The 20896-nt window shown below is 35.4% G+C and carries 18 protein-coding genes; 8 read left to right on the forward strand and 10 right to left on the reverse strand.

Features of this window, described 5'->3' with window-relative positions:
* Window positions 1–13 precede the first annotated feature (13 nt).
* Window positions 14–427 (reverse strand): thiol-disulfide oxidoreductase DCC family protein, encoded by a 414-nt coding sequence (locus tag NU09_RS03240; RefSeq protein WP_129749819.1) that lies wholly within the window; start codon window positions 425–427, stop codon window positions 14–16.
* 6 nt (window positions 428–433) lie between these two features.
* Window positions 434–2602 carry an endonuclease MutS2 gene (locus NU09_RS03245; RefSeq protein ID WP_129749820.1) on the reverse strand — a complete coding sequence of 723 codons (2169 nt, stop codon included), beginning with the start codon at window positions 2600–2602 and terminating at the stop codon, window positions 434–436.
* 120 nt (window positions 2603–2722) lie between these two features.
* Between NU09_RS03245 and NU09_RS03250 the strand changes: the two genes are divergently transcribed.
* A complete protein-coding gene (locus NU09_RS03250; protein ID WP_129749821.1) occupies window positions 2723–3388 on the forward strand; it encodes a uracil-DNA glycosylase in 666 nt (221 codons plus the stop codon).
* A 4-nt stretch (window positions 3389–3392) separates the two neighbouring features.
* On the opposite strand, the gene NU09_RS03255 is transcribed toward NU09_RS03250, so the two are convergent.
* The 4 genes from NU09_RS03255 to NU09_RS03270 all read right to left on the reverse strand — a co-directional run bounded on the left by NU09_RS03255 (window position 3393) and on the right by NU09_RS03270 (window position 6627).
* Complete coding sequence (locus tag NU09_RS03255) at window positions 3393–4325, reverse strand: transglutaminase-like domain-containing protein (RefSeq protein ID WP_129749822.1); 933 nt, start codon at window positions 4323–4325, stop codon at window positions 3393–3395.
* Between the two features lie 25 nt (window positions 4326–4350).
* Window positions 4351–5196: a substrate-binding domain-containing protein gene (locus NU09_RS03260; protein ID WP_129749823.1), complete on the reverse strand. Its 846-nt coding sequence runs from the start codon at window positions 5194–5196 to the stop codon at window positions 4351–4353.
* Between the two features lie 127 nt (window positions 5197–5323).
* A complete protein-coding gene (locus tag NU09_RS03265) occupies window positions 5324–5671 on the reverse strand; it encodes a translation initiation factor (protein WP_129749824.1) in 348 nt (115 codons plus the stop codon).
* Between the two features lie 8 nt (window positions 5672–5679).
* Window positions 5680–6627, reverse strand: a complete 948-nt coding sequence (locus NU09_RS03270) for an isopenicillin N synthase family dioxygenase (protein ID WP_129749825.1) — start codon at window positions 6625–6627, stop codon at window positions 5680–5682.
* Window positions 6628–6898: 271 nt separating this feature from the next.
* On the opposite strand from NU09_RS03270, the gene NU09_RS03275 reads away from it, so the two are divergent.
* A complete protein-coding gene (locus NU09_RS03275) occupies window positions 6899–8890 on the forward strand; it encodes a thiamine pyrophosphate-dependent enzyme (protein WP_129749826.1) in 1992 nt (663 codons plus the stop codon).
* A gap of 380 nt (window positions 8891–9270) precedes the next feature.
* Here the strand turns inward: NU09_RS03275 and NU09_RS03280 are convergent, their stop codons facing one another.
* Window positions 9271–9777, reverse strand: coding sequence for a DUF2911 domain-containing protein (locus NU09_RS03280; protein ID WP_129749827.1), 507 nt, complete (start codon window positions 9775–9777; stop codon window positions 9271–9273).
* Window positions 9778–9959: 182 nt separating this feature from the next.
* On the opposite strand from NU09_RS03280, the gene NU09_RS03285 reads away from it, so the two are divergent.
* Window positions 9960–11879 carry a DUF294 nucleotidyltransferase-like domain-containing protein gene (locus tag NU09_RS03285; protein ID WP_129749828.1) on the forward strand — a complete coding sequence of 640 codons (1920 nt, stop codon included), beginning with the start codon at window positions 9960–9962 and terminating at the stop codon, window positions 11877–11879.
* A gap of 8 nt (window positions 11880–11887) precedes the next feature.
* Complete coding sequence (locus tag NU09_RS03290) at window positions 11888–12493, forward strand: PolC-type DNA polymerase III (RefSeq protein ID WP_129749829.1); 606 nt, start codon at window positions 11888–11890, stop codon at window positions 12491–12493.
* Window positions 12494–12495: 2 nt separating this feature from the next.
* On the opposite strand, the gene NU09_RS03295 is transcribed toward NU09_RS03290, so the two are convergent.
* Genes NU09_RS03295 through acs form a run of 3 tightly spaced genes read right to left on the reverse strand, consistent with a single transcriptional unit; the run spans window position 12496 to window position 15576 of the window.
* A complete protein-coding gene (locus tag NU09_RS03295; RefSeq protein WP_129749830.1) occupies window positions 12496–12948 on the reverse strand; it encodes a DinB family protein in 453 nt (150 codons plus the stop codon).
* A 16-nt stretch (window positions 12949–12964) separates the two neighbouring features.
* Window positions 12965–13621 (reverse strand): hypothetical protein, encoded by a 657-nt coding sequence (locus tag NU09_RS03300; protein ID WP_129749831.1) that lies wholly within the window; start codon window positions 13619–13621, stop codon window positions 12965–12967.
* A gap of 47 nt (window positions 13622–13668) precedes the next feature.
* Window positions 13669–15576 (reverse strand): acetate--CoA ligase, encoded by a 1908-nt coding sequence (acs, locus tag NU09_RS03305; protein WP_129749832.1) that lies wholly within the window; start codon window positions 15574–15576, stop codon window positions 13669–13671.
* A gap of 335 nt (window positions 15577–15911) precedes the next feature.
* On the opposite strand from acs, the gene NU09_RS03310 reads away from it, so the two are divergent.
* The 4 genes from NU09_RS03310 to NU09_RS03325 are packed head-to-tail and all read left to right on the forward strand — an operon-like array spanning window position 15912 to window position 20892.
* Entirely contained in the window at window positions 15912–16520 is a 609-nt protein-coding gene (locus NU09_RS03310; RefSeq protein ID WP_129749833.1) for a flavin reductase family protein, read from the forward strand.
* Window positions 16520–18832: an FAD-dependent monooxygenase gene (locus tag NU09_RS03315; protein ID WP_129749834.1), complete on the forward strand. Its 2313-nt coding sequence runs from the start codon at window positions 16520–16522 to the stop codon at window positions 18830–18832. Before NU09_RS03310 ends, NU09_RS03315 begins: the two co-directional genes overlap by 1 nt.
* 15 nt (window positions 18833–18847) lie before the next feature.
* Window positions 18848–20464, forward strand: coding sequence for an AMP-binding protein (locus NU09_RS03320; protein WP_129749835.1), 1617 nt, complete (start codon window positions 18848–18850; stop codon window positions 20462–20464).
* A complete protein-coding gene (locus tag NU09_RS03325; protein WP_129749836.1) occupies window positions 20464–20892 on the forward strand; it encodes an acyl-CoA thioesterase in 429 nt (142 codons plus the stop codon). Before NU09_RS03320 ends, NU09_RS03325 begins: the two co-directional genes overlap by 1 nt.
* Window positions 20893–20896: the final 4 nt, after the last annotated feature.

The following is a 20896-nucleotide window of genomic DNA, read 5'->3' on the forward strand; positions in this document are numbered from 1 at the left end:
GAAATTTAATATTTTAAAGAAATTTAGCTTTCATTTCAGGAGTTGGAATCATGCATTCTTCTTTTTTCCCATACCATTTATATCTGTTTCTGGCAATATAGTCATACACTGAATTTGAAACAGATTTTGGCAGGATTGAAAATGCATTCATCAAAGGATATATACCTCCAAGTTGTACCGCTATTTTAATTGCTGCTTCGGCTTTATAATAGTAAGCTAAGCCTGGTTCATATAAAATTATTGAGTCTGTTTTAGTTCTGTCAATACCAATATGATTTACAATCTCTTCTCCTAAATCTGATTGTAAGGCAACAAACCTGAAGATATCTTTTTTATCACGCTTAATAATAAACTGAACGGTCGAGTCGCATAAGTTACAAACACCGTCAAATAGTATTATTTTTTTATCTTTTGGTAAGTTTTCCATTTTTAATTATTTCTTTTTGGCTTCAACGAGTTCAAGAGATTCAATATCAACTTTTGAAGTAAAAATACCATAGTTTACAGTTGCTTTATTTTTTTCTATACTGTCAAGAGTACCTACAGCTTTACCGTCAATCATTCTTACCCTGTCGCCAATTTTTAAAATAGCTTTAGGTTTTACAATAGTTTTTTCCTTAAGTTTCTTTTCTTTTTTCTCTTTACGAATTTCTTCAACCTTTTCTTTAACCTCGATTTCAACCTTCTTTTTAACTACCTCTTTTGCCTTTTGCTCCTTAACGGTAAGTTTTTTGCGCTTCGAGTTTTCTATTTCAACCATTTTAAGGAATTCGCCTATTAGCTCTTTCTTATTTTTATTGTTGAAGTATTTCTCACTTATATCGTCAATTTTTTGCCCCATATAGATCAAGCGTTGGTTTGCATCATACAATTCCTGATAGCTTTCAAGTTTTTGCTGGATCTTTGTATTGATACTCTCCATTTTTTTACTCTCTTCACGTGCCTTTCCTTCTTCTTCTTTTAGGGTTTGTGAGGTTTTTTCCAGTTTAGAACGCTCTTTTTGAAGATTGGCAATTGTTTTATCAAAACGTATTTTACCTTTTTCTATTTTCTTTTTTGCTCTGTTGATCAGTCCAAAAGGTATACCATTTTTTTGCGCTACTTCAAAAGTAAAGGAGCTACCTGCCTGACCTAAAATCAGCTTATACATTGGTTCCAGAGACTTTTCGTCAAAAAGCATATTTGCATTTGTAGCGAAAGGAAGCTCATTAGCCAGTATTTTAAGGTTAGTGTAATGTGTGGTAATTATACCAAAAGCTTCCCTGTAATAAAACTCTTCAAGAAATGTTTCGGCCAGAGCACCTCCCAGCTCAGGATCAGAACCGGTACCAAATTCATCAATAAGGAAAAGTGTTTTTTCATTGCATTTCCTTAAAAAGTAATTCATGTTTTTAAGTCGGTAACTATAAGTACTAAGGTGATTTTCAATAGATTGATTATCACCTATGTCTGTCATTATCCTGTCGAATAAAAAGGTTTCACTTCGCTCATGAACAGGAATTAATAAACCACACTGTAGCATAAGTTGTAATAAACCTATGGTTTTTAATGTAATACTCTTACCTCCAGCATTAGGGCCTGATATTACAATAATCCTGTTTTCCTGTGTTAACTCAATAGTTTGAGGAAAAGTAGGTTTACTTTTCTGTTTATTATTCAGAAATAGGATAGGGTGGTAGGCTTCCCTAAAAAATAATCTTTTCTCATTTGATATTTTAGGTAGTATACCATTTATTCTGCGGGCATATTTAGCCTTCCCTGAAATAATGTCTATATCCGTTAAAAACTCCTGATAATCTTTCAATAAGGGAACATAAGGGCGTACAACATCACTTAATTGCCTAAGGATACGTTTTATTTCCTCTTTTTCTTCATATTCATAGTTATTAAGTTCTCGGGAGTAGCGTAAAGTGGCTTCTGGTTCTATATAAGTAATACTTCCTGTTTTAGAGCTTCCCAAGATTGAACCTTTAACTTTACGTCTGTACATCGCTAAAACGGCAAGTACCCTTCGGTTTTCCACGACACTTTCACGAATATCATCAAGATAACCTAAACCGTTATACTGGCTAAGGGCCATGGCAAAGCTCTGATTTATTTTACTTTTTACCAGATTCATTTCCCGGCGTATATTTTGCAGTTCAGGAGAAGCATCATCCTTTATTTCACCATACTTGTCTATTATTTTGTCAATATTCTTTACTATTTCCTTAGTGTATTCAACTTCATTGGCTCTCTTATAAAGGGAAGAATAATAGTCCTGAAATTTTTCCAAGAATTTTATAAGAGTATTAGACGTTTCTGATATATTGGAAATTTTCCTGAATCCTGCAGCTTCAAGATAGCTGTCTTCGATAGAAAGAAACTTGATTTCATTGGCTATTGCTTCAAAGCCATGATTGGGTAGCGCGTTATTATTATCGAAAGAAGATACGTATTCTGATGTTTGTTGTAAAGAAAGCATTAAGTCCTCCCTGTTTTTGAAGGGAGCAATATTCATTGCTTTTTCTTTTCCGTTATCTGTTGTACAGCTTGTGGCTACAGCTTCCAGAACGGTATTAAATTCTAAATCTTTAAGGGTTTTATCTGTGATACTAATCATTATAAATTTCAGCAAATTTTATACAAAAATACTACATATTTAGACTATATGTACAACTTTAAAATACCTTTATAAATGCTTTAAAGCGCGAATAAGTATATTTGTGAAAAATAAACAATAATGCAGGTTAAAATACATCCATCCTGGAAAGAAGTTCTGGAAAACGAATTTGAAAAACCATATTTTAATTCTTTAATTAATTTTGTTAAAGATGAATATACCCATCATACCTGTTATCCAAAAGGGAGTCATATTTTTTCTGCATTTGATCATTGTCCGTTTGATAAAGTAGAGGTAGTGATAATAGGACAAGATCCTTATCACGGTCCAGGTCAGGCCAATGGCTTATGTTTTTCTGTTAATGATGGTATTCCTATGCCGCCGTCTTTAATCAATATTTTTAAGGAAATTGAAACGGACTTGGGTAAACCATTTCCTCAAACAGGTAATTTAGAACGTTGGGCCGACCAAGGAGTGCTATTACTTAATGCTGTTTTAACGGTTAGACAGGGAGAGGCAGGGAGTCATCAAGGAAAGGGCTGGGAAACGTTTACGGATGCTGTTATCCAGAAAATTTCCGACGAGAAGAAAGACGTTGTTTTTCTGTTATGGGGTGGATTTGCTAAAAAGAAAGGTGCCCGTATTGACAGACAAAGGCATTTAGTACTGGAAACAGGACACCCTTCCCCGTTAAGTGCTAACAGAGGGTTATGGTTTAATAATAAGCATTTTAGCAAAACGAATGAGTTTTTAAAACAAAAAGAAAAGAAGGAAATTAACTGGTAACTAACTATTCTAAAGTTAGTGCCCCCAAAATTTCTTCTGACATAAATGGTCCTCCCGGATAGGTGGCTGTATAATCAAGGTTTAGCCATATTTGGCCGCGTTCATCAATGTGGTAATGAATTTCCCTACCACGGCTTTCATCCACAAATAAGACTTCTTTAATAAGGTAATTGGCGGTTTCCAAGTCAGCTTTATGGCCTACCAACATCTCCGGATACAAGTGTCCTCCTGTATGAATAAGTCTTGGAGTGCCACCTATAGCTCTTATGCAGGCAACCATAAGTATAGCATGGTCATCACAGTCTCCTGAAAAATGTTGTAAAGATTCTGATGCATATGCTATGTATTCCCTTCCTTTAGGATCGTTTACATAGTTCCATTTGTTACGTATTTCCTTAAAGACAGCAAAACACTGAATCATAAGTCTGTCTTTACGGTTACTTTTCACTTCATTAAAGTATTTTCTTGTAGCTGCTAGAGCAAAATTTCTGACTCTTGGGTTATTATAATCAATAGCATCTAAGGTTTTAGACTTGTTAGGGAAGGGTAGGAGTTTTGATATTATTATATCTTCGGGGTTAGGGTCATCTGCCATTGCAAAAACCATAGCTCTGTAATCCTCAAATACGGCAACAAAACCATATTTTCCAAATATAGACCCGTAAATTAAAGCTATAAGATAGAAGAAGATACAGACTATGAGAATCGTTTTTAAAAGCCTTAAAACTAACTGTATAGCAACTATTAATGTAATAAATATAAAAACCCTGTCCAAATGTAAAGGCCAGTTTGGGTCTAAAAGGTTTTGATGCAGAATTATAAAAAGAGGTATGGCAATAAGAACATTTAGTACAAAGATGATAATAGAATCCCAGGGCTTCTTAATCTGAAGCTTTTCTTTAAGTTTTTTAATAGATTCGGAATTTATCTTTGTCATTGTCTATTCGATAAAACACATGGTTTTATCCGGTTACTGCTTCATAAGATGTTTTATTTTCAATTATCTGTAAGCGAACTAACTGATTCTGCACTTTATCAAACGTGGTTTTATCCAGTTTCGTTTGCGACCATTCGGTTAGTTTTAACCATTCTTTTATATCTTCAACTTTTTGATGGTATTTGTCAGCCAAAACCATATCAATGTTTTCGATACTTTTAAAAGAAGCAGTTTTGTTATTGATTACCTCAAGAACTGTACCGATAGCCTCAGGATTCTTTTCAAGAATTTCGTTTCTTACAGCAATTACAAAACAGGGCCATGGAGTAGGACAGTCACCAATTCGTCTAAATATCCCTTTATCTACTAAAGGCTTGGTCATAAAGCGTTCCCACATAAAATAATCAGCTTTTCCTTCAGTAAGGGCATCAACGGCACCATCTATGGTATTAACGATTTCAAAATCAAGTTTAGTAGTATCCCACCCCTGGTTTTCAGCATTTACAAAAGCCATTAAATGAGATCCCGACCCATAACGACTTATAGCTACTTTACCATTTTGGATATCTTCTATTGTTTCGTGAGCCGAACCTGCAGCGACGTGAATACCCCAAATAAGAGGTGAGGCTACATATACCTGAACAATTTTAGAATGATTTTCTGCGGCAATATCCTTAATAATTCCTTCCGTTAAGATTACTGCAATATCGGTATCTCCATTGCGTAACATTTGACAAAGTTTACCTGTACCTTCAGGAACATCAGTCCATTTTAAATCAATATTGTTGTTTAAGAATTCTTTATTATTGATGCTTAAATGCCATGGCAGGTTAAAATGCTCAGGGACACCGGCTATTTTTAATGTAGTCATTATTTATGTCTGTTAAAAAGATAAAGGTACTAATAGAATTTACTGTCTCAAAACTTTTGGTATTATAAAAAATCCCTAAAAGGCATAATAGCACTTTAGGGATTTTAAATTATTATTTGATTAGTTATTAACCGCCTACACGTTTTACTTTATAGCCTTCTTTTACAAGGTAATCCGTTATTTTGTCTCTAAAGTTACCTTGTATTATTATCTCACCATCTTTAGCTGTACCGCCTACACCACAAAGGGTTTTTAGTTTTTTAGCAAGGGTTTTAAGATCTTCTTCATTACCTTCAAAACCTTTTATGACTGTAGCAACTTTTCCTCCACGATTTTTTTTATCAAGGTGTGCTTCAAGTCTTTGCTCTCCGTTTGCAGGGGTATTAATGTTTTCTTCGCTTTCAAACTCGAAGTCTTTATTGGTAGAGAAAACAAACCCTCCTAAATCTTCTAAACTATTTAATTTCTTTCCCATAATTCTTTCTATTTAATAAGTCCAAGTTCCACAAGCCTTTCGTGTAAAAACTCTCCCGCAGTTACATCATCAAACTGTTTTGGGTTGTTTTGATCTATACAGTTTTCTAGGCAGTTCAGTTCCATATCTGCTACTGGGTGCATAAAAAACGGAATAGAATAACGCGATGTACCCCATAATTCTCTTGGCGGGTTAATTACCTGGTGTATTGTAGATTTGAGCCTGTTATTTGTATGTCTGGAAAGCATATCTCCAACATTTATAACTAATTCATCCGGCTCTGCAATAGCATCAATCCATTCACCGTCATGATTTTGTACCTGGAGGCCACGTCCCTGTGCCCCCATAAGGAGCGTTATAAGGTTTATATCTCCATGCGCTGCTGCACGTACTGCATCTTTTGGTTCATTAGTAATAGGAGGGTAGTGTATCGGTCTTAATATACTATTACCTTCAGTTACATATTTGTCAAAATAGAACTCGTCTATCCCTAGATAAACAGACAATGCTCTAAGCACATAAATACCTGTTTTTTCAAGCATTTTATAGGCTTCCTCACCAGTTGAATTAAATTCAGGCAATTCTGCAACTTCAACATTTGGAGGATAGATAGTATTATATTTGGAGTCTGATTTCAAATATTGTCCAAAGTGCCAAAACTCTTTTAAGTCACCTTCCTTACGACCTTTTGCATGTTCTTTACCAAAAGAGACATAACCACGTTGCCCGCCAATTCCGGGTATTTCATACTTTTCTTTTGTTTCCAGCGGAAGATTGAAAAAGTCTTTAACTGAAGCATATAGCTTGTCTACCAGTTCATGATCAAGGAAATGCCCTTTTAAGGCCACAAAGCCTATATCTTCATATGCTTTACCGATTTCATTTACAAATTTTTGTTTGCGTTTCGGGTCATCCGAAAGGAAATCACGCAAATCTACACTGGGGATGTTTTGCATATTTTTTAATACAAATTGGTTTTATTAATCTTGCCTGAAACCAAGCATAACAAAGGTAGAAATAATTAATTCTTTTAAAGGAAAAAATAACATGCGGAAAGGTTAAAACATGATTATATTTTTTATGGTATAATCAAAAAGACTTGTTACTTTTGATTAATAAAAATGTTGATATATAATTTTCTCAAACGTTTGATGTTATAATTATATAACATTTAAACTTGATAATGTTATTTTTTATACATTTGAAGCAGTTTACTCAAACCAATTTATGACATCTACAGTATTAAAATTCGACAGGAAAAATTTAACTGACGCTAAGTTAATAGAATTATATAAAAAGCTTTTAAAACCAAGGATGATAGAGGATAAGATGCTTATCCTTATACGTCAGGGAAAAGTATCAAAATGGTTTTCCGGAATCGGTCAGGAAGCGATATCTGTTGGTGTAACAGCAGTACTACAAAATGACGAATATATACTGCCGATGCACCGTAACTTAGGTGTATTTACAGGAAGAGATATTCCTTTATACAGACTATTTTCTCAATGGCAGGGTAAGGCTAATGGTTTTACTAAAGGCCGTGACAGATCATTTCACTTTGGTACTCAGGAATATAAGATTATTGGTATGATTTCCCATTTAGGCCCACAATTAGGTGTGGCAGATGGTATTGCCCTTGCTAATAAGCTTAGCAAAAATGGTAAAGTTACTGCTGTTTTTACCGGAGAAGGCGCTACAAGTGAAGGAGATTTTCATGAGGCTCTTAATATTGCCGCTGTATGGGAATTACCTGTGCTTTTTGTAATTGAAAATAACGGATACGGATTATCTACACCAACTAATGAGCAATACCGTTGTGAACACCTTGCAGATAAAGGCATCGGTTATGGAATTGAATCTCACATAATTGACGGTAACAATATATTAGAAGTATACACTCAACTTAGTGAGATTGTAGATTCAATAAGAGAAAATCCACGTCCTGTATTATTGGAGTTTAAAACCTTCAGGATGCGTGGCCATGAAGAGGCGAGTGGTACCAAATATGTTCCGCAGGAACTGATGGATTTATGGGCTATTAAAGACCCAGTAGATAACTATAGAAACTTCTTAAAGGAAGAGGGAATTTTATCTGATACTCTGGATGAAGAAATAAGAGCCGAACTGAAGCAGGAAATAGATGAAAATTATCAAAAAGCATCTAATGAAGAACCTATACAGGCATCTTTAAGTGAAGAATTAAATGATGTTTATAAAGAGTTTTTTTTTGAGGAATTTAACTCTAAAAATGATTCTGAAAATATAAGGATGATTGATGCTATATCACAAGGATTAAAACAATCTATGGAGCGTCATGAAAACCTTGTTATAATGGGGCAGGACATTGCTGAATACGGAGGAGCTTTTAAAATTACAGACGGCTTTGTAAATGAGTTTGGAAAAGACAGGGTACGTAATACGCCAATATGCGAATCGGCAATAGTGTCTGCAGGTATGGGATTATCCATAAATGGATATAAATCGGTTATAGAAATGCAGTTTGCTGACTTCGTTTCAACAGGATTCAATCCAATTGTAAATTATCTTGCAAAAGTTCATTACAGATGGAATGAAAAAGCAGACGTGGTTGTTAGAATGCCATGTGGTGCAGGAGTACAGGCAGGTCCGTTTCATTCTCAGACAAATGAAGCCTGGTTTACCAAGACTCCTGGATTAAAGGTAGTATATCCGGCATTTCCATATGATGCAAAAGGGTTACTCGCTACAGCTATTAATGATCCTAATCCGGTAATGTTTTTTGAACATAAAGCCTTATACAGAAGCATTTATCAGGATGTACCAAAAGATTATTATACATTACCATTTGGTAAGGCATCATTAATTAAAGAAGGTAATAATGTTACTATTATATCATTTGGTGCCGGTGTACACTGGGCTTTAGAAGTTTTAGATAAAAACCCCGAGATAAAAGCAGATTTACTTGATTTAAGGACGCTTCAGCCAATGGATACTGAAGCAATAATCAATTCGGTTAAGAAAACAGGAAAAGTAATAATACTACAGGAAGACACATTATTTGGAGGTGTAGCAAGTGATATTTCTGCGATGATTATGGAAGAATGTTTCAATTATTTAGATGCCCCGGTTAAGCGTGTAGGAAGTCTTGAAACCGCAATTCCTTTTACAAAAGCCCTTGAAGATCAGTATTTGCCTAAAAAAAGGTTTGAAACTGCTCTTAAGGAACTACTTGAATATTAGTTAAGTTATTTCAATAAAAACCTCTGCCAACTAATGCCCCCAAAAGTTTACTGGCAGAGGTACAATTTAATTAATGTGCCACAAAACTACTAAAACCAAAAGTTAGGGTTTTATACTTTTATGTAATTTTAGTTATATAATTACTTATATGTCGATCTTTTGATGACAGATATATTAGAAGCATCAAAATTATTAATATAAGTAGTTATATATTATATTACTTTGCATAAGTATGAATAATTTTAAAAGCATTAAATTTGAATTATAATATACATTATGTAAAATAAAAGATATAAAAAACTCCACTACATTTTCATAATAGCTTAAAAATAACACTGCCTTACCAAGCAGTGTTATATATACTTATTATTTTATTCTTCTTACTTAATACTGATTGGAATATCAAGATTATCCCAGCTTAAAGTAACATTGTCAGCATTTACAGAATACTCTAAACTTTCAGTTTTAGCTGCAGATTGTTTTGGCTTTACAGTAACTCTTAACTGATCTTGAGCTGAATCATATTTTGAAGCCTGCATAGATCTGTCTTTACCAAAGATTATTGTAAAGTTATCTTTTTCAGGAATTACATAAAATGAATATTTACCTGCAGGAAGTTTTTTTCCTTCTACAGTAATCTCTTTATCAACTGCAAACATTGTTGGTGCATTTGCTCCGGCTCTCCAAACTTTACCATAAGGAACTAAGCCTCCCCAAATTTCTCTTCCTCTTACAGAAGGACTGCTGTATATAATACTAATGTTGGCACCGTTAATTTCACCTGATGATGAAGCTGCCGGACTTAAAGGCTGTTTTTCTTGTGCACCTGCTAAAACTGTAAAAAATACAGTTAAAAGTACTGTAGCAATTTTTTTAGAAATTTTCATGTTTTAATAAATTTGATTGTTAACCCCGTAAATTTAAAAACATTAATTTAAAAGCAAATTTTATTTTAAGGTTTATTTAAGAATTGTGAGTTAATTTTTAACAAACAATTGGATTGTTTCACTAGAAATTGCTTGCTATGATTGTTAAAAAGTAGTATTTTTAAATCACAAATAGCCTTATTATGAAAAATCCTGTTGCTGAGAATGTTGCTAATTTTTTGAAGCACTTCCCCCCTTTCAGTAGTCTTACTTTTTCAGAGTTGCTTAGTATTGCAAATCAGTCTAAGATAATTTATCTGGAAAAAAACCAAACTTTATTTAAAGGTGGTGAAGACACCCATAAGGATTTTTATGTCGTAAAAAGTGGTGCTGTGGGACTTTCGCTTACATCGGACGCAGAAGAAACCTTGGTAGATAAATGCGATGAAGGCGATATTTTAGGATTAAGACCTTTTTTTGCCAAGAACCATTATTTAATGACAGCAAAGGCTCGTGAAGAATCTATCATATGTGCTATACCAATTGCAGCATTTGAGCCTTTAGTGACGGGAAATTCTGAAGTATTAAAGTTTTTGCTTCAAAGCTTTGCATCACATACAAGAAACCCCTATGATAAAGAACATAGTGGAAAACTGATTTCTGAAAATATGATATTTGCTGAACATACTACAGATATCCAGTATTTTCAGCCGATAGCTTATACTAAAAATCCGATTACTGCTAATCTGGATGATGTGGTTATGTATATTGCTAAAACAATGTCTAACAGTGCTATAGGTAGTGTAATTATACAAAAAGATAAGCTACCTATAGGTATAATTACTGATAGAGATTTAAGATCTAAAATAGCTACAGGACTGTTTCCTATTGATGTTACTGCCGATAAGATTATGACAACTCCTGTTATAACAGTTCCGGAAAATATATCGGTTGCAGAAGCTCAAATGCTTATGCTTAAACACAATGTTGGACATTTATGTGTTACTAAAGATGGTACGGAAAAATCGTTTATCACAGGTATAATTTCTGAGCATGATGTTGTTGCCGCACAATCTAATACACCTGGTGTGCTTTTAAAACAAACCAGAAGAGCCTCTGAAGGAAAAGAGTTAAAGGTTGTGAGAGACAAGCTAAGTGAATTGATTCAAAACTCAATAGATAAAAACATTCCTATTTATCATATTACAAATATAGTGTCTGAAATAAACGTAGCTATAACAAGAAGGGCTATAGAGCTTGCGGTACAGGAAATGGGTACTCCCCCTCCTGCCCGATTTGTATGGATAAATATAGGGAGTCAGGGCAGAAAAGAACAGCTATTACTTACGGATCAGGATAATGCATTAATTTTTGAGGATGTAGACTCGAATGAATATGAAATGGTTAAAAGCTATTTCCTTGTTCTGGCTGATAAAGTGGTACATACCCTTAAATATGTGGGTTATGAAATGTCCCCAGATGATGTAATGGCTAACAACCCAAGATGGTGTAAATCAGTAACTGATTGGATTAAACAATACAATACATGGATAAACACCCCTGCTGAAAGAGGAGTTGAGTTAAGCACACTTTTCTTTGATCTTGATTTTGTATATGGTATACCTGAAATAGAACAGGTTATTACCGAAACCATTATTAAAAACATGAATCATAACAAGAAGTTTTTTGCTTATCTTGCTGCAGATACATTAAAAAATCCTGCACCGTTAGGGTTCTTCAGGCAGTTTTTAGTTGAAAATGACGGTGAGCATAAAGACAGCTTTGATATAAAAAGCCGAGCTCTTGAGCCGTTGGGAGATGCTGCAAGGGTTTTAGCTTTAAGCCATAACCTAGTAGACTTTACAGGTACTTACCAGCGTTATAAAAAACTGGCTGAGCTTGAACCTGAAAATGAAGAGCTGTTTAACAATTGTGCAGATGCATTTAATGTATTAATGCGTTTTAGAACTGAAGAAGGTTTAATTAGTAATTCTGACGGTAAGTATTTAAATTTGAAAGATTTATCAAAGTCAGACAAACTAAAGCTTAAACATTGTTTTCAGCCTATAAACGAGATACACGATTTGATTAAAAACCGTTTTTCACTTACATATATAAATTAATATATAGTATGGCATTAGACTGGCTTATAGGGACAAACCTACCACAATTCTGGAAAAACTATCTTGCTCATTTTGAAAAGGAGGAAAAACAGGAAGTACATAAACGTTATGTAGTTTTTGATATGGAAACTACAGGTCTTAACTGGCGTGAAGATGTTATACTTTCTATTGGTGCCATTGGTATAAATGATAATGCCATTGAAATAAGAGATTTCTTTGAGATTTTCATCAGGCAGGAAAAATTTAATCCGCAATCTATTGCTTTCAGTGGTGTTTTTAAGGATGAGGAGGAGAAATATGTAGAGGCCGAAGCCATGATACAGTTTCTTAACTTTATTCAAGATGCTACCCTGGTTAGTCATAATATAAATTTGGATATAGAAATGATTAATCTGGCCCTTAAGCGCTTGGAGTTAGGGAGATTGAAAAATGCTTTTATGGATACAAATGCCTTATACCAGCGTTGGCAACATCATGTCGAAGATACTCAGGTGAGCCTTGATGAAGTATGTGATGCCTTAAAAATAAACAAGAGCGATCGTTTAACTGCATCGGGTAATGCATACATAACCGCTCTTGTATTCTTAAAATTAAAAGCTAAACTTGGCTTTTAGATTTATAAATTATCCCTTTTATAAAAAATATAATCGGTAACTAATGGTGCTAAGCCATGTAATTTAGAATCTGTAGCTATTTGCCCCCTGTGATAGGTTGAGTGGTTTACAACATGAAAAAGCATATCCCTTATGATGTTTATAAATTCCTCTCCTTTTGAGTTAAAATAGCTTATTCTCTCTTCTAAATTAAATGAATCGATTATTCGTATTGAATTTTGGAAATTTACCTCATTAATTTTCTTAAGGTTTATTACAGGGCGCATTTCCCAAACCTGTGTTTTACAATCTTTTTTCTCGATTCTACTGTTCCATATTTCGTGAGCATTAATGGTATGATTTATTAGTACTAACGATTTTTCCGGAATAGCATCTTTACTTTGCAGTAAGCTGTCAATTAACTTACTGTTGAAAGTATATGTATATTCAAAAATTTCTTTTAAAAATGTTTTCATACTAATAGCTGTTTGTTTAATATTTGCAGCCCCGCTCAATAACAAGAACTTTTTTTAGTTTCTTATAATCTGTCAGAATCATTTTTTCAAGCAGTTCCTCATCCTTAACAATATAAGTTTGCCTGAAAAGCCCACTTGGAAGTGTTTTTCCTGATGCCCAGCAGAAGTAAGGAATAGTACCAGGAGTTACATTAGGAAGGTGAAATTCTGTACTTTTTTGAATTATAAAGTGCCTCTCACCGGATTCTTTAGCAGCTCCCGGATCAACAGACCTTATGACATAATGCTGAAGTGTGTCTTTTTTAATAATAGTATCATTTAGTTTCTGGAAATCAAAACTAATAACAGAGTTTTTAGCATTACTCAAATCCTGTTTTTCTGTAGAAGAACAGTTTACAATAATACTCTCTTCATTAAAAAAATCTTCTTTAGACATTTTAAGCATAGCCTTTTGTCCTGAAGCATGTAAAAATGTTATTGTTACATTTTTACCTTTTTCTAAAACAGACAGTATGTAGCTGTTATCTTTTGAGTTAGAAAATTCAAAAGTTTTGTCTACATCTGTTTTCTCGTCTTTTTTGAACTGATACTCAGAGTACGTGTCAAATTCATATCGCTGCCCAAATCCTGCAAAGGAAATAAGCAGCAATAGTGCTGTAAAGTGTTTGTTCATGGTTGGTTTGGTTGTTGTTTAGTTTTTAGTTGGATGTTGGGATTTATTTATAATCTTTCATTTTTTATTTCGTCTACAATTTCAGGGTTTAACAATGTTGTTGTATCTCCAAAGTTAGAAAAGTCGCCTTCTGCAATCTTTCTCAATATTCGGCGCATAATCTTTCCGGAACGCGTTTTAGGCAATCCTGATACGAATTGAATTTTATCCAGTTTTGCAATAGGGCCTATATGGCTTGATATATGCTCGTTAATTTCTTTTTTAAGGTTTTCTCTGTTTCGGTCTTCACCCGATTCTTTAAGAATAATGAATCCGTAAAGGGCATTGCCTTTTACATCGTGAGGAAAACCAACAATTGCAGATTCTGCAACTGCAGGATGCTCATTTATAGCATCTTCGATAGGTGCAGTGCCCAGGTTATGACCGGATACGATAACTACGTCGTCTACCCTACCGGTAATACGGTAATAACCTACTTCATCTCTAAGAGCTCCGTCTCCTGTAAAATATTTACCGGGATAAGCAGTAAAGTATGTTTCTTTAAATCGTTGGTGATCTCCCCATATGGTACGTGCCATTCCCGGCCAAGGGAATTTAATACAAAGGCTTCCCACTACCTGATTATCTTCTATCTCATTACGCCTCTCATCCATTAGTACGGGCTGTACTCCCGGTAATGGTAAAGTAGCATAAGTTGGTTTAGTTGGCGTAACAAATGGTATAGGTGATATCATTATACCGCCTGTTTCAGTTTGCCACCAGGTGTCCACAATAGGAGATTTCTTTTTACCAACATGGTCATTGTACCAGTGCCATGCTTCCTCATTTATAGGTTCGCCTACAGATCCTATTATTTTAAGTGAAGAAAGATTGTACTTATCTACCCATTCCCAGTTTTCTTTGGCAAGTGAACGGATAGCTGTTGGTGCAGTATAGAACTGGGTTACTTTGTGTTTATCGATTACTTCCCAAAAACGCCCAAAATCAGGATAAGATGGGACACCTTCAAAAATAACAGTTGTTGCACCGTTTAATAGCGGACCATAAACTATATAAGAGTGCCCTGTTATCCAGCCTATATCAGCTGTACACCAGTACACATCATTCTCTTCATAATTAAATATATTCTTAAAGGTATAAGCAGTGTAAACCATATAACCTGCCGTAGTGTGTAGCATACCTTTAGGTTTACCGGTAGAACCAGAAGTATAAAGTATAAATAAAGGATCTTCAGCATCCATAATTTCTGCAACATGGTTAGGTTGTGCAGCATCTAAAAGGGGTTGAAGCCATTCGTCGCGTCCCTCCTTCATTGTAACAGTGCTGTTAGTTCTTTTTACAACCAGTGTTTTTTCAACACAGTCACATTTTTCAAGTGCTTCATCAATTATGCTTTTCAGTTCTATGGTTTTGTTTCCTCTATATCCTCCATCGGCAGTAACAACAAGTTTACATTGTGAATCCAGTATTCTTGCGGCAACGGCAGAAGCAGAGAAACCGGCAAAAATTACCGAATGCACGGCACCTATTCTTGCACAGGCTAAAACGGTAACTGCCAGTTCGGGTATCATAGGCAGGTATATACATACCCTATCCCCTTTTTTAATGCCCTGGTCTTTTAGTACGTTTGCCATTTTGGTTACCCTGTCATATAACTCATTATAAGTTATATGTTGTGCTTCCTCTTTAGGGTCGTTAGGTTCAAATATAATAGCTGTTTTGTCTCCCCTTTTAGAAAGATGCCTGTCTATACAGTTTTTTGTAATGTTTACTTTGGCGTTTAAAAACCATTTCACATCAGCCTCCTGCATATCAAACTCGACAACCTTATCCCATTTCTGGTACCAGGTAAAGTTTTCATCTGCTATTTTATCCCAAAATTTGCGGGGTTCTCTTATAGATTTATTATAGTGCTTAAAATATTGTTCAAGACTTTTTACCTGATAGTAACTCATCTTAATTATGCGGTTTTAATTGTTAAAAGTCAAATAAGTCCTAACAAAAATACAATAATTAGGTGCACTTCTGTATGGCATTTCGGATAAAAATCATGATTTTCTCGATAAAGTAAAAAATATACTTAAAACACGATTTTTTTATTTAGTACATAATTTTAAATATATTTTTTTGAAATTTATTTAAATTTTAAATTTGCTGTTGATCAGTAAAATAACAACCAATAATGAAAAGAAATTTAAATAATTCTTTTTTAAACTATGTCTTTATAACATAAATATGTAAAAAATGATAATATTTTTTTCTTTTATTTGCAATATATATTAATACCGATATGATAATTGACCCGGCACATACAAGCCAAAGTGACGTTTATAAAATCCTTACCGGATCGGTTATTCCACGACCTATAGGATGGATATCCACAATAAGTGAAGACGGAGTACCGAATCTTGCTCCCTTTTCGTTTTTTAATGTTGTGGGCGAAGATCCGCCACATGTAATGTTTTCTACCGTAAGGCCCGGAAACTCTAATAAAGATACCCTTAACAATGTACTCGCGACAAAACAATTTGTAGTAAATATGGCCGTTGAAGAACTGGTTGAAGCGGTAAATACAAGCTCTGCCTCCCTTCCTCCTAATGTTAATGAGTTTGATTATGCAGGAGTTACACAGGCTCCGGGTATTAAGGTAAAAGCACCAAGAGTACTGGAAAGTCCTATAAACTTTGAATGTGAGCTAGTACATCATTATACACTTGAGGACCACAAACATGGAGGGGCTACCATTATGATAGGACGTGTAGTAATGTTTCACGTTGATGAAAGCGTATTATTAGATAATTATAAAATTAATCCTGAAGTATATAAACCTGTGGCCAGACTGGCAGGTTCTAACTATGCTAAACTGGGAGAAGTTTTTTCAATAAAAAGACCTCAATAATGAAAATAACAGTTATCGGCGGCGGACCCGGCGGTTTATACTTTTCGATATTAACTAAGAAAGCTATTCCTGATTGTGATATTACTGTTTATGAACGTAACAAAGCTGACGATTCCTTTGGCTTTGGGGTAGTATTCTCAGATGAAACCTTAAGCGAATTCTTAACACGAGACCCTCAGTCGTATGATCTAATAAGGAGCAGGTTTGCTTATTGGGATGAGCTTGATGTAGCCCGAAATGGTGAGAAAGTACGCATTACAGGTAATGGTTTTTGCGGATGTTCCCGTAAAACACTTTTACAGTTATTACAGCAACGATGCCGTGAAGAAGGACTAAAACTAAATTTTGAAGCTAATGTAGATGATGTTTCACAGTTTAGTGATTCCGATATTATAGTGGCAGCCGATGGTATTAACAGCTGTATAAGAGATAAATTTGCTACAGAGTTTGGAACCGAAATCAAGATGCAGAACAATCGTTTTGTATGGTTAGGTTCTACAAGACCACTTGATGCCTTTACCTATTTCTTTAGGGAAACACCACACGGAACTTTTGTGGCACATACTTATCAGTATGAAGAAGGTATGAGTACCTGGATATTTGAAACTACCGATGAGACATGGCAAAAAGCAGGTTTTAGCGTTACTGATGAGCAGGACACTATTGCAAAATTATCAGAAATGTTTAAGGAAGAACTTGACGGACATTCGTTGATTTCCAACAGGTCACACTGGAGACAATTTCCTGCGGTTACCAATAAAAACTGGAGTAAAGACAATATAGTATTATTAGGAGATGCCAAGGCAACTGCCCACTACTCTATCGGTTCGGGTACTAAACTGGCTATGGAGTGTGCTATTGCACTGGCCGATTCGGTAATAAAATACAGAACAGACACAAAAGCTGTTTTTGAGAACTACGAAAAGCTTAGAAGAAATCGTGTAGAGGTTATTCAACATGCTGCAAATGTTTCTCTTGAATGGTTTGAAAATATGGACAGGCATATTAAGCATGATTTTATGCAGTTTGCCTTTAGTGTAATGACAAGGGCTAAAAAAGTAACTTTTGAAAATCTTGCACTAAGGGATTCATCCTTTACTCAAAAAGTTCTGGAAGAATTTAATACAAGAACTGAAAATAAGAACCTTAAAACTTCTGCCGCTTTTACATCTTTCCAATTAAGGAAAATGAAGTTGGATAACAGGATTGTTATGAGTCCCATGGAACAATATTCTGCCGTGGACGGACTTGTAAACGACTGGCACCTGATGCACTATGGTTCAAGGGCTGTTGGCGGTATAGGGTTAGTCCTTACCGAAGCTACAGCTGTATCCCCTACAGGCAGGATCACTCTAGGATGTCCGGGAATATGGTCTGAAGAACAAGTCGCAGCATGGGAAAGAATTACTGATTTTATACACTTAAACAGTACTTCTAAAATAGGAATGCAAATAGGCCACTCAGGCAGAAAAGGAGCTGTAAAATTCCCTTGGGAAGGCAATAATGAGCCATTAGAAAATGCATGGGGATTAATGTCGGCCTCCCCTATTCCGTTTAACAATAAAATAGAAACTCCTGAGGAAATGACACAGGAAGATATGGATATCATAGCTTCTGAGTTTGTAACAGCCGCACAAAATGCAGATAAAGCAGGATTTGATATGATTGAATTACAAGCTCATCACGGATTCCTGTTAGCTTCATTCCTTTCTCCTCTAACTAATATACGTAATGATGAGTTTGGCGGAAGCATAGAAAACAGACTGAAGTTTCCTATAAGGGTATTTAGAGAAATGAGGGCTGCGTTCAATCCAAACAAACCTATGAGTGTAAGGATTTCTGCTTGTGACTGGGCAGAGAACGGGATTACTGAAAACGATGTTGTAAAAATAGCCGAAGCCTTTAAAGAAGCCGGGGCTGATATTATAAATGTTTCTACCGGATTAACAGTAGAAAATCAAAAACCAGCAGTGGGAAGAATGTGGCAAACCCCATTCTCTGATATGGTTAGAAATGAAGCAAATGTACCAACAATAACTGCGGGGTATATTCAGGATATAGACCAGATCAATACCATTTTACTTAATGGTCGTGCCGATTTAGTTGCACTTGGAAAAACATTACTGTTAGACCCTTCCTTTGTCAGGAATGCACAGGCTTATGAACAGCATAAGGCTGACAATTTAGACGGCTTGGGGATACCAAAACCTTATTCTTTTGCTACTTCTCACCTTTACCCGTACAGGGCTGGTGAACGCAAAATGATGGAAGGAATGAAAAAAGCACTTAAACCTTTAACTCATAAAAAGTAATAAAGCATTATAGTGATGAAACATTACGAAGATAATTTTGCACACGATCATTTACCTTCTCAGGAATTACATGCCGAGTGTTTTACAGGGCATTCTGATTTTGAATTTCCGGAGGATTTAAACTGTGTGGAAAGGCTTTTAGACAGGCACATTGCCGGAGGTAACGGAAATAAGGTTGCCATACGCACTTTTGATACAGAATGGACCTATAAAGATTTATATGAAAAAGCGAACCAGATAGCTCATGTATTGACTGAAAATTTAGGCCTTGTTCCAGGTAACAGGGTACTTATTCGTTCGGCTAATAACCCTATGTATGTTGCCTGTTGGTTTGCAGTATTAAAAGCCGGAGGTATTGTAGTAGCCACTATGCCCCTTTTAAGGGAAAAAGAGCTTACGGTAATGGTTGAGAGTGCCAAAATATCACATGCATTATGTGATTACAGGCTTGAAGAGGAAATGATGGCTGTAAAGAGTCCGTTCCTAAAGCAGGTTATTACTTTTGACGGTTCGGGGAAAGGAATTTCTAAATTGGAAACCCTTATGGCCAATAAGCCAAAAACCTTTGATAATTACGCTACCAAATCAGATTCGTTGTCTATTATAGGTTTCACATCCGGTACTACTGGAAGACCGAAGATGACATCTCATTATCACAAAGATATTTTACTGATTTGTGAAGCTTTCCCTAAATATTCATTACAACCTACTCCGGATGATGTCTTTACGGGTAGTCCGCCACTTGGTTTTACCTTTGGATTAGGAGGATTGGTATTGTTCCCGTTCTATTTTGGAGCTTCAACCTTTTTGATTGAAAAACCGGCTCCTGAGTTACTTTTACAGGCTATTCAGGACTACAAGATAACTATTTGCTTTACCGCTCCCACAGCCTGGAGGGTACTAACCCAAAAGGTTCAGGATTATGATATTTCATCCCTTCGCAAATGTGTTTCGGCGGGAGAAACGCTTCCTGTAAAGGTTTGGGAAGACTGGTACAAAGCTACAGGACTTAAAATCATAGATGGTATTGGCTCTACCGAAATACTGCATATCTTTATATCCTCCAATGAGGAAAACATGCGTATTGGAGCAACCGGATTACCGGTTCGCGGCTATGAGGCAAAAATTATTGATGCTGATGGCAATGATATTGAAGATGGTACTGAGGGCCGACTTGCTGTGAGAGGAATTACAGGTTGTAAGTACCTTAACAGCCCTGAAAAACAAATGGAATATGTTCAGGGTGGCTGGAATGTTACAGGAGATATTTTCCGAAAGGATAAAGAAGGATATTTTTGGTTTGTTGCCCGTGGTGATGATATGATTATCTCATCAGGGTATAACATTTCAGCAATTGAGGTGGAAAGTGTTTTACTAACCAATGAAAACGTTTCGGAATGTGCTGTTGTGGGACTTCCTGATGAAAATCGCGGCATGCTTGTTTGCGCTTATATAGTACTAAAAGACAAGTCAAAAGCTTGTGACGAACTTACAAAGTCTATTCAGGATTGGTTCAAGGAAGCTGCTGCCCCTTACAAATATCCAAGAGAAATAAAATATGTTGATGTATTACCTAAAACCGAAACGGGTAAAATACAGCGATTTAAATTAAAAAATACGGTACAGGCTTAATGGAAAGAGCATTTATTAAAAAAGAAAAAGTACGTTTTCAGCATGTAGATTATGCAGGTATAGTTTTTTACCCTCGTTTTCTGGAAATGCTTAACTGCCTTGTTGAAGACTTTTATGAAGAGGCTTTAGAATTACCTTTTAAAAACATACATAAAACCGGAGGTATACCAACGGTCGATCTAAAAGTACAGTTTAAAAAAGCGGCCCGTTTGGGTGATGAACTTACCAAATACCTTTGGTTAAAAAACATAGGAGGTTCATCTATGGTATGCGGATTTAAATTTGAACATGAAGATGGTTCAACCTGTCTTGAAGGAGAGGTTACACTTGTAAAGGTAGATTTCCTTAATGACAGAGGTGATATTAAGGCTAGTCCGTTTACTGATGCTATGAGAATAGTGTTAGAAAGATATAAAACAGAGAATTAATAAT

This window comes from Flavobacterium beibuense (assembly GCF_004151245.1).
Taxonomy (GTDB): Bacteria; Bacteroidota; Bacteroidia; order Flavobacteriales; family Flavobacteriaceae; genus Flavobacterium; species Flavobacterium beibuense_A.

Coding starts and splice junctions, on each gene's coding strand:
- acs (WP_129749832.1), bottom strand. CDS start 15,576: ATGAGTTACTATCAGGTAAAAAGTCTTGAACAATATTTTAAGCACTAT.
- NU09_RS03260 (WP_129749823.1), bottom strand. CDS start 5,196: ATGACTACATTAAAAATAGCCGGTGTCCCTGAGCATTTTAACCTGCCA.
- NU09_RS03270 (WP_129749825.1), bottom strand. CDS start 6,627: ATGCAAAACATCCCCAGTGTAGATTTGCGTGATTTCCTTTCGGATGAC.
- NU09_RS03310 (WP_129749833.1), top strand. CDS start 15,912: ATGATAATTGACCCGGCACATACAAGCCAAAGTGACGTTTATAAAATC.
- NU09_RS03275 (WP_129749826.1), top strand. CDS start 6,899: ATGACATCTACAGTATTAAAATTCGACAGGAAAAATTTAACTGACGCT.
- NU09_RS03320 (WP_129749835.1), top strand. CDS start 18,848: ATGAAACATTACGAAGATAATTTTGCACACGATCATTTACCTTCTCAG.
- NU09_RS03285 (WP_129749828.1), top strand. CDS start 9,960: ATGAAAAATCCTGTTGCTGAGAATGTTGCTAATTTTTTGAAGCACTTC.
- NU09_RS03250 (WP_129749821.1), top strand. CDS start 2,723: ATGCAGGTTAAAATACATCCATCCTGGAAAGAAGTTCTGGAAAACGAA.
- NU09_RS03240 (WP_129749819.1), bottom strand. CDS start 427: ATGGAAAACTTACCAAAAGATAAAAAAATAATACTATTTGACGGTGTT.
- NU09_RS03245 (WP_129749820.1), bottom strand. CDS start 2,602: ATGATTAGTATCACAGATAAAACCCTTAAAGATTTAGAATTTAATACC.
- NU09_RS03300 (WP_129749831.1), bottom strand. CDS start 13,621: ATGAACAAACACTTTACAGCACTATTGCTGCTTATTTCCTTTGCAGGA.
- NU09_RS03325 (WP_129749836.1), top strand. CDS start 20,464: ATGGAAAGAGCATTTATTAAAAAAGAAAAAGTACGTTTTCAGCATGTA.
- NU09_RS03315 (WP_129749834.1), top strand. CDS start 16,520: ATGAAAATAACAGTTATCGGCGGCGGACCCGGCGGTTTATACTTTTCG.
- NU09_RS03295 (WP_129749830.1), bottom strand. CDS start 12,948: ATGAAAACATTTTTAAAAGAAATTTTTGAATATACATATACTTTCAAC.
- NU09_RS03290 (WP_129749829.1), top strand. CDS start 11,888: ATGGCATTAGACTGGCTTATAGGGACAAACCTACCACAATTCTGGAAA.
- NU09_RS03255 (WP_129749822.1), bottom strand. CDS start 4,325: ATGACAAAGATAAATTCCGAATCTATTAAAAAACTTAAAGAAAAGCTT.
- NU09_RS03265 (WP_129749824.1), bottom strand. CDS start 5,671: ATGGGAAAGAAATTAAATAGTTTAGAAGATTTAGGAGGGTTTGTTTTC.
- NU09_RS03280 (WP_129749827.1), bottom strand. CDS start 9,777: ATGAAAATTTCTAAAAAAATTGCTACAGTACTTTTAACTGTATTTTTT.